The sequence below is a fragment of the Globicatella sp. PHS-GS-PNBC-21-1553 genome, assembly GCF_033564055.1.
Taxonomy (GTDB): domain Bacteria; phylum Bacillota; class Bacilli; order Lactobacillales; family Aerococcaceae; genus Globicatella; species Globicatella sulfidifaciens.
The window spans coordinates 106,044-119,341 of the sequence record NZ_CP085470.1 but is presented as its reverse complement, the minus strand read 5'-3'; the positions used below and the strand labels follow the sequence as shown (position 1 = coordinate 119,341).

At 31.1% G+C, this 13,298-nt stretch carries 16 protein-coding genes; 13 read left to right on the top strand and 3 right to left on the bottom strand.

The genetic code is table 11. From position 1 onward, the window contains the following. The 13 genes from LB888_RS00680 (at window position 1) to LB888_RS00620 (ending at window position 8,931) form a co-directional block, all read left to right on the top strand. Window positions 1–246, top strand: coding sequence for a hypothetical protein (locus tag LB888_RS00680; protein WP_412928102.1), 246 nt, complete (start codon window positions 1–3; stop codon window positions 244–246). Window positions 247–303: 57 nt separating this feature from the next. After that, window positions 304–780, top strand: a complete 477-nt coding sequence (locus LB888_RS00675) for a hypothetical protein (protein WP_318753200.1) — start codon at window positions 304–306, stop codon at window positions 778–780. 2 nt (window positions 781–782) lie between these two features. Continuing rightward, on the top strand, window positions 783–1,355 hold the full coding sequence (locus LB888_RS00670) for a hypothetical protein (protein ID WP_318753199.1): 573 nt from the start codon (window positions 783–785) through the stop codon (window positions 1,353–1,355). A gap of 7 nt (window positions 1,356–1,362) precedes the next feature. Then, window positions 1,363–1,494 carry a hypothetical protein gene (locus LB888_RS00665; RefSeq protein WP_318753198.1) on the top strand — a complete coding sequence of 44 codons (132 nt, stop codon included), beginning with the start codon at window positions 1,363–1,365 and terminating at the stop codon, window positions 1,492–1,494. Continuing rightward, window positions 1,491–1,952: a hypothetical protein gene (locus LB888_RS00660; protein ID WP_318753197.1), complete on the top strand. Its 462-nt coding sequence runs from the start codon at window positions 1,491–1,493 to the stop codon at window positions 1,950–1,952. The genes LB888_RS00665 and LB888_RS00660 overlap by 4 nt, the downstream gene beginning before the upstream one ends. After that, window positions 1,927–2,124 carry a hypothetical protein gene (locus tag LB888_RS00655; protein ID WP_318753196.1) on the top strand — a complete coding sequence of 66 codons (198 nt, stop codon included), beginning with the start codon at window positions 1,927–1,929 and terminating at the stop codon, window positions 2,122–2,124. Before LB888_RS00660 ends, LB888_RS00655 begins: the two co-directional genes overlap by 26 nt. Before the next feature lie 321 nt (window positions 2,125–2,445). Next, complete coding sequence (locus LB888_RS00650) at window positions 2,446–3,108, top strand: hypothetical protein (RefSeq protein ID WP_318753195.1); 663 nt, start codon at window positions 2,446–2,448, stop codon at window positions 3,106–3,108. Continuing rightward, entirely contained in the window at window positions 3,101–3,313 is a 213-nt protein-coding gene (locus LB888_RS00645) for a hypothetical protein (RefSeq protein ID WP_318753193.1), read from the top strand. Before LB888_RS00650 ends, LB888_RS00645 begins: the two co-directional genes overlap by 8 nt. A gap of 59 nt (window positions 3,314–3,372) precedes the next feature. Then, entirely contained in the window at window positions 3,373–3,585 is a 213-nt protein-coding gene (locus tag LB888_RS00640) for a hypothetical protein (RefSeq protein ID WP_318753192.1), read from the top strand. A 44-nt stretch (window positions 3,586–3,629) separates the two neighbouring features. Beyond that, a complete protein-coding gene (locus LB888_RS00635; protein ID WP_318753191.1) occupies window positions 3,630–4,064 on the top strand; it encodes a hypothetical protein in 435 nt (144 codons plus the stop codon). A gap of 166 nt (window positions 4,065–4,230) precedes the next feature. After that, window positions 4,231–6,903: a phage tail tape measure protein gene (locus tag LB888_RS00630; protein WP_318753190.1), complete on the top strand. Its 2,673-nt coding sequence runs from the start codon at window positions 4,231–4,233 to the stop codon at window positions 6,901–6,903. A 168-nt stretch (window positions 6,904–7,071) separates the two neighbouring features. Beyond that, window positions 7,072–8,547, top strand: a complete 1,476-nt coding sequence (locus LB888_RS00625; RefSeq protein WP_318753189.1) for a viroplasmin family protein — start codon at window positions 7,072–7,074, stop codon at window positions 8,545–8,547. A 39-nt stretch (window positions 8,548–8,586) separates the two neighbouring features. Then, a complete protein-coding gene (locus tag LB888_RS00620) occupies window positions 8,587–8,931 on the top strand; it encodes a type II toxin-antitoxin system RnlB family antitoxin (protein WP_318753188.1) in 345 nt (114 codons plus the stop codon). Window positions 8,932–9,214: 283 nt separating this feature from the next. Here the strand turns inward: LB888_RS00620 and LB888_RS00615 are convergent, their stop codons facing one another. From LB888_RS00615 to LB888_RS00605, 3 genes are all read right to left on the bottom strand, one after another. Beyond that, a complete protein-coding gene (locus LB888_RS00615; protein ID WP_318753187.1) occupies window positions 9,215–10,354 on the bottom strand; it encodes a site-specific integrase in 1,140 nt (379 codons plus the stop codon). 150 nt (window positions 10,355–10,504) lie between these two features. After that, a complete protein-coding gene (locus tag LB888_RS00610; RefSeq protein ID WP_318753186.1) occupies window positions 10,505–11,371 on the bottom strand; it encodes a DNA adenine methylase in 867 nt (288 codons plus the stop codon). Between the two features lie 51 nt (window positions 11,372–11,422). Next, complete coding sequence (locus LB888_RS00605; protein ID WP_318753185.1) at window positions 11,423–13,174, bottom strand: ParB N-terminal domain-containing protein; 1,752 nt, start codon at window positions 13,172–13,174, stop codon at window positions 11,423–11,425. Between the last annotated feature and the right edge of the window lie 124 nt (window positions 13,175–13,298).

The following is a 13,298-nucleotide window of genomic DNA, read 5'->3' as shown; positions in this document are numbered from 1 at the left end:
ATGAAACAACCAATGGTGAATCAAGCAAAATTTTGTGTAGTAGCAGCAGATAATTCATTGTCACCAGAAATCAATCAAGGTGATGAAGTGTTTTTCATCGAGGCTACTGAATGGGCAGTTGGCGATATAGTGGCAGTTAGAGATTTAGATAACAATATAATGAAATTGAAGAAATTAGTATCTAAAGATTTATCTGACAACCAGTTATTTAAAGGCAAGGCGATTGGAGTTTACAGACATTTATGAAGTTTTACGCAATCTAGAATTATCAACCTAAATCCATAGTTTATAGGCGGTGTTGGTTTGGAAGAATGGCTAATTTATCAGTTGAAGTATTATCTGTCGCTAGATAAAGAAATTGCCCTTATCGATTCAAAGATAAGGGCGGTTAGTTCAAATTATTATGCGACACATTCGCTTATAGGTTCTTCTGTTTTACTACTTGATTCAGATGATTATATAAGGTCTAAATCAGTTTACTCTCACGTTGAGGAGATAGTTAGTGAAGAAAATGCTTTAATAATTCGAAAAAACAAGCTTATTAGACGAAAGAAAGTATTCAATGAGGAATTATCCCATTTAGAACAAAATCGCCTTAAAATCGATTTATTTGCTGATTTAGAACTGTTAGAAAAAGCTTGCAATTGGATTCAAGAACTAGAGTATTATTTTAATGCGAACGATGAAGAATCTGTTAATGATATTTTTAGACCTACTGATGAAATGTTAAAACAAATAGATCAGCAAGAAGAAGAATTATTTGAAATGTTTGGAGTGTAGTTATGCAGAATGCTTATTCAAAAGACAGAAATTTAGAAGTATGGGTTGGACCTTTAACTTTGAGAAATTTTGGTAACTTTATCAAGCATAAAAATGAGTTAACGGAAGATGATTTGAAAGAGTTCAACCGATTAGCTAAATGTATTAAGAAACTACCAAATGAAGTTGGAAAAATGGTGATGTTAAAGTACGTTAAATTAGCTAAGTTTAAGCCGTATAGAAGTAGAGACGTTAAACCTCATGATTCGGTTTATAAACGATATAGTAGCAGACCAGCACCGAATAAATTGGTTGCTGAAGAAATGCAATTAACCGTTAAAGAAATATCAGAATTAGATAAAAAAGCACGTCACCTATTGGCTGATTATATGCTAGAAGAATTGAAGAATGAACATGATTTGGTGAATGTAAAAAAATCGGATTACTTGTTCGTTGAATTAAATGAAGTTGAATCTATTTTAAATGATTATAGAAAAAAATACAACAAGGTATCCTATAAAATAATTCATAAGTACAAAACTCATTGTGAACTGAATGTTGAATATTCAATTTCTACTTGGAAAAGAAAGGAGTGAATGGTTAGTGGCAAATGAAAATCTCAATTTAAAAAGTGGTCATTCAATATTAACTGAATGGGCAAAGTTTACTAAATTTAATAACAAACTAGATGATGAAGAAGAAAAAGACTTATCTTATACAATCGCTGTTTATTGAAACTACCCGATAACGTAAGGAAAGTATTACAAGCTAAATATCTTCATCTATCAAGATTTTACATATCTCGAGATGCTAATATAAAGTGGTCTGATTCTGCAACTAAAAAATACAACATAACACGAGCAGACGATAAAAAAGTTTCTAATTACTTAGGTCTAGATAAGAATGAAATCAGAGAATTAGCTGAACAAGGTTTGGTACTGGTCGCAAAGCAATATCGAGAAGAAATGTTGAAAGAACATAAAATTGTAAAGGAATTAGTTGAAAAGGAACTTATTACTGATAAAAGCCGAATCGTTGATACAGTTAATAAATTTAAATTGAAGTATGATGATGTTACTTTTACAACAAGCTACATCACAAAAAGTAAGAGATTATTGAAAATTAGATATTATCAAACAGTATGGAAACCACGAGGAGTAGCAGAACATGAAAAAAGCGACAATGCTTTATAGCAATACTCTTTCTGGATTAAACAAGGAGATTGAAACCTTTAAGGTGGAAGAAGATATTAAACCGATAGAAGTTAAGAAAATACTTCAGAAGAACGGCAATTATACAGCAGTAATTATCTACCATGCAAAACCAAGAAGGCCAAATGTGACAACATTATCACATTTCGGATGATAGAAAGAGATATTCCAAAAACGAAAACGTTGTCGCATTTAGGATATGAAACTATTCATAAATTACTCAACGTTTAGTAAATTTCGAAACGTTGCGAAATATGACCACGTGGTCGTATTTATAAATGTATACTCGTATCTACATTTAAGATTAAAAGAACTTCTAAAATTGGGTACGTACACAAATGTTGCAACGTTGAGAGATTTAGGAAGCACAGCCCTGTACCTCATCGCCACACTTCCAGAACAAGCAAAGCAAGAACTTTTATTTTGTAACACTAGCGGTAGAAACAAAAAATAATAATTTAAAGGAGTAAATATTATGACAAACCCATATAAAAATTCAGTTGCAGCATTGAATAAAATTAGAGCTGCTGAAATAGAGATGTTACGTTTTCGAGATCCAAGAGAATCATCGCCAAAGAGCAACGGTATGCCACAAGGTGAATTTGATCAATTAAAAGAAAAAGCATTAGAGTTAGAAACGGATCCACGTAAAAAATTGAATTTAAGTGGTTATTTACAGTTGAATAATTACAAGAGTTACTTTTCTGAAATGTACGAGGAAAAGAAAGAAGAATTTGAAAAAGTAAAAGCAGAAGCTGATTTGGAAAATGTTTTAAATGAGGAAAGAGTAAATGCTGAATTTGAAATTAAACGGTTGAGAAGTATGCTTGAAACCGAGTTGCAAAGTGTAAGAGCAGACATTATGAATTTAATCAATAAACGTTTACAGAGAATAAATCCTATTGTTAAACAACTACAAGATATTGAAGAAGCAGAAGATTTGCTCTATGGTTCATCAAATCCATTTGTTAAATCAGCGTGGGGCGTTTCAGCTTATCTACCTGAAATTAAATCGAATTTACTTAAACCAAAAAAAGTTGGTTATCCAACTTTTAGTAGATTAGGAACAGGTACATACAGTGATTATAAAAATTATCTAATTGTAAAAGACATTTTAGGAGGTTTATACCATGAATAAATTTGATAAATTAGTCGCACAAGCAAATGGTCAATATCACAATATCCCACCAGTAATAGAATATGTTTTATTTTGGAAACCTATTGATACGGAAACTTCTAGAGTTGTAACCGAGAACGGGCAGATGTATGTCTATACAAAAACAAGTGATTACAACGGTGGGCCAGAAAAAGAGTATAAGAAAAAATTAATCCTAATTGGTTAACGTATACATATAACTTCTATTACTATGATCCGGAAGAAACTGAAGAAGAACGTATTGAGATGATGAAGAAACTCGTGATTGACATGCCGGAACTTAAACAACTACAAGGGTTCGTTTGGAACAGTCATAACGCTAGTCAAGGAACAAGAAACTATACTGATATAAAACAAAATCCAGAATACAGACGAGTATACATTAAAGACGACAGTGTATATGCAGAATTAAAATTTGAATTCACTATCACACGAAAGAAAGAATTAGTTGATTTATAATTTGAAAATTAATTAATGATAGTGAAAGGAGGTGAAACACGTATATGACAAATAAAGGAACACTGACTAAAAGCCAAGTGAAAAGCTTAGAGAATGGTATTGATAGAATCAATGAAAAAATTGAAAATTACTCCAAAAATAATATTAACTTAACACAAAGCCAAAGGGATGACTTAGAAAATGACCTTAGAAAACTTTACGGCCAGCTTAACAGTTTTATTGGCGCTGGAAATAACCGTAAGAGAATGAATAAGCCAGCACCAAAAAGAAAGGAAGGTAGTAATACTAATCTACTACTGGGATTCATTGTAAACGCAGATCGAATGGTCACCAGTTTAAATGATATTATCACAGCTAAAGTTGAATCTGATTTCAAGACAAAACAGGCAAAGAAAGCTGAAGCGGAAAGAACAATTAAAGCTATTGAAACTTGTTACGGTAAGCCACAAAGAAGTTGGGATTACTTTCAAAGCGTATAAAATCACTCCCCCTCCCGAAATCAAATGGGTTGATTTTGGGGGTCGCCTAAACGGCAAGGGGGTACTTGGTGTTTAAAAATCGAAAAAACTTATCACGCGCGAGAGTACTCCTTTCTGTTTCAGATAACGTTACACAAAAAAATATAATTAGAAAAGGAGGCAAATAATGGCAACAAACAATCATGAAATTAAAATTGATTACAAAGTCGTCAATTCCCAATTTAATAAAGGCATCAAAGAGATTAACAGTGAAGTCAGTACGTTGAATAAAGAGTTCAGATTGCAACAAGAACAGATGAAGCTAACAGCTAGTGAATCTGAAAAGCTTGAAGCGAAGTTGAATAAGTTAAACAAAGAACATGAGTTGGGTCAAAAGAAAACACGCGAGATTGAAACCGCATATAAGAATGTGGTTGAAATCATGGGCGAGAGTTCTAAAGAAGCTGAAACGTGGAAGAATAAATTACTTGATGCTAAGAAGAACGAAGAATACTTAAAGAACGCGATTCAACTTACGACTGAAGCATTAGACAAATCAAACGAATCTATGTCTGAAGCAGCGAAAGAGAGTGAAGCGAACAGAGAAAAGCTAAAATCATTAGAAGACCAACAAAAGAGTCTAGCGCTTGAAAGCCAAAAGCTAACCAGTGAATTTAAGTTAGAACAATCTGAAATGTCTGCTAATGCGACAGAAGCCGAAAAGCTAGAAAAAGCTAAAGACAGATTGACGAAACAATCTGAATTAGTTCAAAAGCAAATTAAAAACTTAGAAGAGCAATTAGCTGTGGCCAAAGATGAATACGGAGAGAATTCTGATGAAGTCTTAAAGTTAGAAGCGTCTTTAAATGATTCTAAGAAAGCATTCAACGATTTAAACAATGAAATGGGTAGTATTAGTGGGAATGCATCTACTGCAAATGATGGTTTGGTTAGTGTAACGGGCGCCCTTAATTACGAACTAATTATGCAGTTTAGTGAGAAATTAGGACAGCTAAGTGATAAGTTAATCGAATTAGGTAAAGCATCTTTAGAAGCCTTTAGAGAAGTAGATGAAGGTATGGATATTGTCGCTACTAAAACAGGGGCAAGAGGTGATGCTTTAAAGGAACTACAAGATATAGTAGGGGATGTCGCTACTTCTATCCCAACCACTTTCAAAACAGCTGGCGAAGCAGTTGGTGAAATCAATACGCAATTTGGATTGCAGAACGAAGAATTGGAACAAGCAACCGAATTAATGATTAAGTACGCAGAAATTAACGGTACTGATGTGACGAAAGCAACAATTCAATCTAAACGAGCGATTGAAGCTTTCAGGCTAGAAAATAAAGACTTAGGCCATGTGTTGGATGTTACTACACAAGTGGCACAAGATACTGGCCAAACGGTTGATGATCTGATGGATAAAGCTACTAAAGGCGCACCACAGATTAAAGCTTTAGGATTGTCTTTTGATGAGGGTGTAACCTTAATCGGTCAATTCGAACAAGCAGGGGCAGATTCATCTAAAGCATTGTCTTACTTATCTAAAGCAACTATCAAATATGCTAAAGACGGTAAAACACTTGAAGAAGGATTAAATGGCACGATTAAAGCTATTCAAAACGCTAGTTCAGAAACTGAAGCAATGAATATTGCAGCAGAAGTGTTTGGAGACCGTGGGGCAGTGTCAATGTTAGATGCTATTCAACGCGGAGTGCTTGGGTTCGATGAACTTTCTGATACTACTGCAAAAGCAAAAGATTCAGTCGCGTTAACATTTGCAGAAACGCAAGATCCTATTGATGAACTTATCATGGCACAAAATTCACTAACCAGAGTATTAGGGCAATTTGGTGATATGATTGCTAAAACAATTGCACCATTATTGACAATGTTTACTGAAGCAATGAGAGATGTTTTTACATGGATTAATCAACTACCCGAGCCAGTTCAACAAGTGATTATTATGTTTGGTGGTTTAGTAACTGTATTTGGTACTCTATTGCCGATAATAATAGCGATAAAAGGTGCGATAGCAACAGGAGTAATTCCTATTATAATCAGTTTAATCTCAGCATCTTTACCAATTGTAGGTGTTATTATGGCGATTATTGCAGCCGTCGGAGCATTAATATATGCTTATCAAAACTGGGGAGCAATCACCGAGTGGTTAAAAGAAGCTTGGCGATTATTCGTAGAAAATATTAGTGCTTATTGGGAAGGTTTGGAAACAGATGCCAGCACTATTTTTACCGCCATAAAAGATGGTGCAATAGAGAATTTCAATACTTTAAAAGACAGTGCGTATAAGATTTGGGATACTATCATGACTACTATTTCAGATAAAATTGGTGGAGCTCAAACAGCAGTCGGAAATGCGATTAAAAAAATTCAGGAGTTCTTTAACTTTGAATGGAAGTGGCCGAAGATACCATTACCACGTTTTACCTTTAGTGGCTCTCCTAACCCTTTAGATTGGGGCGATAGTAGTAAACGTCCTAATATCGGTGTGGAATGGTACGCAAAAGGCGGTATCATGACCAGTCCAACAATATTTGGTTTTAATGGCCGAAATATCATGGCCGGTGGAGAAGCAGGACCGGAAGCAATCTTACCGTTAAATAAAGAAGTCCTAGCCAATATCGGTGTCGGTATAAGTGCAACGATGAATAATGATGAGATTATCGCATTGTTATATCAAGCGAACGATAGGTTAGCTGATTTGGTAGATAAGAATACCACACTTGAATTAAACGGAAGAATATTAGCAGAAGAAATTAGAAATGATATAAATGATTTGAATGAAATATACACTTCACGAGAATTTAGAACAAGTGGTGGCGCTGCATTTGCATAAATGCATACTTAAATCCACGTTCTAAGGCCATTTCAGAATAGTCGATGTGTGACAACGTGTGAAACGTTTGTAAGAAAATTTTTCAAGGGATTTCCCGAATACCATCTAGTATAACTAGGTGGTTTTTGATATATTGATATATATAAATAATATTTTGGAGTTGATAAAGTGGGAAATGGAGAAAAATGGTATGCAGTAAAGATTGGTCGTGTTCCTGGAATATATAATCAATGGAATGAAGCTGAAAAACAAATAAAAGGATTTAAAGGTGCAATATTTAAGAGCTTTACAAAAGTAGAAGAAGCAGAAAAGTTTATGGATAAGGAAGTACAAATAGATAACCACACACTTTCGTCATCTGAAATAAATGAAAGATTGAATGAAGAATTAAAAAATATTGAAGAAAGAAAAGCAATAGCTTTTGTAGATGGAAGTTACACAAATAAACCAAAAGAAAAATACAGTTATGGAGTAATTATCTTTTATTTAGAAAATGGTGAAGTAGCCAAAAAGAGTTTTTATAAAGCTTTTGTTGGAAAAGAATTTATGCAGTCGAAAAACGTTTCTGGTGAGATTGAAGGCGTAATTGAATCTATCTCTTGGGCATTAGAAAATGGAATTAAAGATATAAAAATATATTATGATTATTCAGGTATTGAAAAATGGGCAAAAGGTGAATGGAAAGCAGAATCATTAATTGCAAAAAAATATACTGGATTCTTATCACAAGTGAAAGCTGAAATAGAAATTAAATTTGAACATCTATCTGCCCACAGTGGAATTAAGTTTAATGAAGAGGCGGATAGACTAGCAAAAAATGCTTTGGTTGAAAATAATTATAAAACATATAGAGATGGTAGTGTATATGTAAGTGGGCTTACAAAAGCCGATTTAGATCAAGTTATTGAAGAGTTTAAAAATGAAGCTTTAGAATTTGATGAAGAAAATGTTATTGAAGTTAGTTCTAATATAGTAAAAGACGGAAAAGAAAAATATCAAATAAACGATTTTAACAAAAATAGAATCTCGATTAATTTTTATGGCAATTCTAAACTATACATTCAAGGAAAAACAGATACTAGTTTTTATCAACGTTTTATTACTTTAGCTATTAACAAATTGCCTTCAAACGAAGCTGTAATTACAGTATTAAACAAGCTTAATGACACAGAAAGGGTAGATGATTTAGAAAAACAATTTAAAGAATTACTACCAAATGTAATAGAGCAAGGCTTAGACATGAAAATGAAAAATAACCTGTTAACTGCGATATTTAATTATGGATTCGAAGCAAATGTTCCAGATTATACATTTTTAGTTACCCCTATTTTTAGGGCATTTGACTATTATTTACATCTAATTTTAAACGGTACATGTGGATTAGATACCTCTAAAGGTTTTGGTTTTTTTAATAAAGATCATGATTCAAATGAATACCACTTTAATGTAACCGATAACCCATTAAATTCATTTCAATTAGAGTACCTAAATAAATTATATAACACATATAAGCAGGTCAGAGATCCATTCAGTCATTGGGCGTTGAATCCTTTGGATGTAAGAGTCATTCCAGATATTCAGACTTCAAAAGATTTTTTATTTGAGGGATTGCAATTAGTGGACGAATATTATAAAGTGTTTTAAGATAATGTTTAATAGTAAAATTATATAGGAGGTGATAAGATGGTGGAGTTTGTCATGAATAAAATTAGTAATGATGAAGTAGATATATTAATAACTATACTTGATTATGAAAAATTATTATCAGAAAATTTAAAAAAAATAGAAATAAAAAACGATAAATTGAAAACTGTGTTGGTGGATACTGCAATATATTCCGGCTTGAACCAATATAGATTTATTAAGTTTAGGATAATTGATAGTAAAATAGATTTCATGAATCCAACCTATCTTACTCCTTCAGATGTAGTATTAGAGTTTTCGAATAAAATACTTAAGTTATACCCAAAATGTATAAACAATTCAGTGATGACTAATAAACAAAAACAATTATTATTAATGTCGTAAGTGATAAATAAACCTCTGGTGAGATCATTAAAGTAATTCACTTGGTCGTGGATTAGTGATAAGCAATTGATAAAGCAATTGCTTATCATTTATTTTTTTATGTTATTTAAAAATTTTCCCATCCTTTATATATACGCTATTTTGCACCAATGTTAATTAGTGTTATTTATCATTACAAACAAATTAGGTTAATATTAATCTTAATATACCACATAGAAATGTTGATATATCAATGTTTCTATGTGGTTATTTTTTGTTTGAATACGTTTTGAATACGTTCTTACTAAAATTGAATGTATTTTTCAAGCTTTTCTGCTGCATTTTCTTGCTGATGTTTCGTGACATGAGCATAAATATCTAGTGTAGTTTTAACACTCGAGTGGCCTAGAATTTTTTGAACATCTTTTACTGAAAGTCCAGCATCAAACATGAGTGAACAAGCAGTATGTCTAAAACCGTGTAGCGTAATCTTTTTAAAATTATTAGATTCGCAAATATACCATAATTTATGAGTTATGGTCATTTTGGATAATAGTTCATTAGTAAATGGATTTGTAAATAAGAATTGTTCTTTATTATTTGAATTAATTCCATTCTTTAATAAAAGAGTTCTTTGTTCAATTCTCCACTTTTGTAATACTGATAAAGTGGTTTTATCTAATTTAATAATTCTATTACTTGCCTGTGTCTTTGTTGGGCCTATTATTTGGCGACTTTTTTCGCCATAGGTGACCGTTTTATTGATTGATAGGGTGTTTACCTTATTATCGATATCAGACCATTGTAGAGCCATTAATTCGCCTTTTCTGATGCCAGAAAAAGCTAGTAATCTGAAAATTGCGTAATACATTGTATCATCTTTAATAAACGCTAAAAATTTTTTTAGTTCATCTTTAGTGTAATATTTTTCAGTATCATCTTCGACAGACTCAATAGATCGTGGTGTTTTTACTTTACTAAATGGATTTGTTTTGATAACACCTTCTTCAAGTGCGTAGTCCATTATCTGAGTAGCGTATACCTTGTACTTTCTAAAAGTTTTATATTTTGAATGCCATTCTTTTACAAGTTGTTGAGCTTTTCTTCGTGAAATACTATTTACATTCAAGTTTCCTATCTCAGGCAAAATGCCACTTTCTATGATTGATTTTACAACATTTAATGAGCTTTCTCGGACGGTTAAAGAGTACTGTTCTAGCCATCCCTCGTATGCTTCTTTAAAGGTCATCTTTTTTGGTGCAACACCGAAACCATTTTCTTCCACTTCAGTTTGAAGTTTTGCTTCAGCGATAGAAGCTTCACGTTTGGTTTTAAACCCTCGTCTAGTTGTTCTTTTTTGTTTTCCAGTGATTGGGTCAACACCAAGGTATGCGACAAACATATATGCTGTTGATCCATCTTTCTTTGTGTATTTTTTTATCATTGTTTTTCTCCTTTCGCCTGCCAGCGTGAGAAAAATGATGGCATCACCTCCTAAAATTTGTTAAAATAGGTATAGAAAATAGGCCTTATAAAGGCTTGTTTTTTCTTCAATCCCACTCCTCAGACCGCCAAGTTAGAGGGAGTGGGATTTTTATTTGAATTGAACTTTATCGAAACTTGAGACTATAGTATTTTTACTGTGAAATAATAATTCAGTTTCTTTTCTAACTCTATTGGCAGAATATCTTATCTGATATCTTAAAGAAGGAAAATCGCTATAAATTTGTTCGATATTTTCTTCATTATCATAGGTTACGATCCACTTAAAATATCCCATTAATTCGATACATTGTTTTAACTCTAAATGATTTTCGTGATTAAAAAAATTAGTATATAAATTTTTACCTTGCTTATAATATGGAGGGTCAAAAAATGTAAATAATTTGTCTTTGTCAATTTTTAGTAAAACTTTTTGAATAAGCTCATTTGCTTCATAATTTAAGAGTATAATTTTAGATTTATGACTATTTATCCATTTTATTTTTTTGATTAAGTTTTCTTTATTATATCTACAATCTATTAAATATTTTGATTTTTGGTTTCTTCCACCAATAGGACCACCTTGAATAATTCCAGAAATGTTGGTTCTATTTAAAAAGAAAGTTGCGAAAGCTAACTCAATGGAGTAAAAGTTAGTATTTATTAACGCATTGTATATTTCTTTTTGGTGGTACCATTCTTCGATAGTTACCGGAACTGTTTTTACAAGATTAATAAATATTTCATAATCATTTAGTATTGCAAACCATACACTATATATACCTAGGTCAATATCATTAATAATTACTTTACTGGCGTGACCAGAGCTAAGTAAGTCAAGTCCAGCACCAAAACCACCAGAAAATGGTTCACAATAAATAACGTCAGTCATATAGTTTAATTCAATTAGATTGGTTAAAAATTTTGATAATTGTGTTTTTCCACCAGGATATCTAAGTGGAGATTTAGTAGTGGCCAAATTTCATCACCTCTATCATATGATATAAAAAAAACACGATTTTGGCCATAGTTAATTTTCTACTGTAAGTATTTCATATATTTTCTCAATTGCTGGTAATGAATTTTCAAATAAACTAATCAAAAATTCGCTAGATGGTATACCATTTTTATCATGTATGTAAGAATTTATAGTTTCCAAATCATCTTTTACGGTCTTAAGTTGTTTAAGTTGGTTTTTTTCAAAACAATTAAATTTTTGATTTAAATTATCTTTTACTGAGTTAAAAGCTCCAGGAAGGTTGTTTTGTAAAATAATGTTTAATTGATATTTTTCTATATATAGAGATATAGTATATTCAATAAAGTTTCTAATTATTGGTGAAGCAATAATTTTATCCTCTTCTAAAGATAAGTTTAGTCGTTCCAATATTGATAGCGATAATAGAATTTTTTTGGTGTCAAATTGAATTTTTTCGATACTTTTAACTAAGGAACTAAATATCTCATACTTCATTAAATTTATATTTTCCACTTGAATGGGGACATTAATTTTTATAGTAAAAGTACCATTTAGTTCTTTGTATTGGTAGTCAACAGAGTATGTACTATTTGGTGTTTGACTCTCTATAATTGAATTATTTAGGAATAGAGTAGAATTAGCTTTGCTTTTAAAAACTATATTTTTAGTTGGTACAATCTTGTCGTTTATATGTATAACAATATTTTCTTTTAAATCGTATGGAAGTTGATTGAGTTCTAAAATTTCATTTTTAGGGTATATTTTTACTATATCTGGTGTTAAAATCTCTTTTCCCTTTTTGGTAATCGGTTCATCAACATAAGTATTAGAAGTGTTTTTTTGAAGATTTGTATTATCAATATTATCCTTTGTGTTTTGTGATTCGTTATTTAGTTGATTTTCATTTAAAGTATAATTATCAGCTTTAGAATTATCCTCAGTATTTAATGATTTGTTAGACGTAATAGAGGTATATTGTTCAATTAATATACCCAATTCTTTTAATTCATTGTTCAATGCTTTTTCAAAATCTTTATTTTTGTTTAATAACCTACTATCCACAACACCATCTATCCACACATTCTTTCCTATAACATATAATATATCATTATAAATTTTTACTTTTTGAGCTGGTATATTGAACTTTAGTTTTTCATTCATCTTAATATTTAATAACGTCTGTAACCTGTTAAATATTCTCCCAGTAATTATATCTGTTCCAAGTTTTGAAAGTGGAGGTAAATTAGGATTATCTTGTTTTACTAAGTCATATATATCTTTAACGAAATAAAAAGAAGAAATATCCTTTTTAATTACACTTTTCTTTTCTTCAGAATTTTCTTCAATCTTATTAAGTGCTTCCTTGGAGTTGAAACCATTTTTTAAATACGTATCAAATTGTTTTTCATAAAAAATTTTTTTATCTATTGCAGACCAATTTTGTATTCCAGATATATGTTTTGCTGAAATTTTATATAATGCGTCATTTCTAGAATCAACAATATCACAACGAATGGTATCTGATAAGTGAATACCTTTGGATTTCAATAGCTTAAGAGCAGCTACTCTACGGTTTCCTTCTAAAACAACAAATTTATCAGATTTATTATTTTTTAAAACAATTAATGGTTCTCCAAGTGATATATAACCATGGTTCTGAATACTTTTCATTAAGGTGTTTAAATTTTCATATTCAGTTAAATAAGATATTATTTCATTTTCGTTTTCAAAGTGAAACATTGAAAATCTAGGGTTGTCTATGTCTAGTTCCAGTTCATTTAAATTTAGATATTTTGTTTCCAATTTAACATTCCTTTCCAAAATTTATCCTTTCATCCATTCAATAGTAATCCTCTAACAACCATTATAAAGTTCAATTTTAATTAATATTTAGCTTTATTGGCTACTAGATTTTGAGTTGGTAATT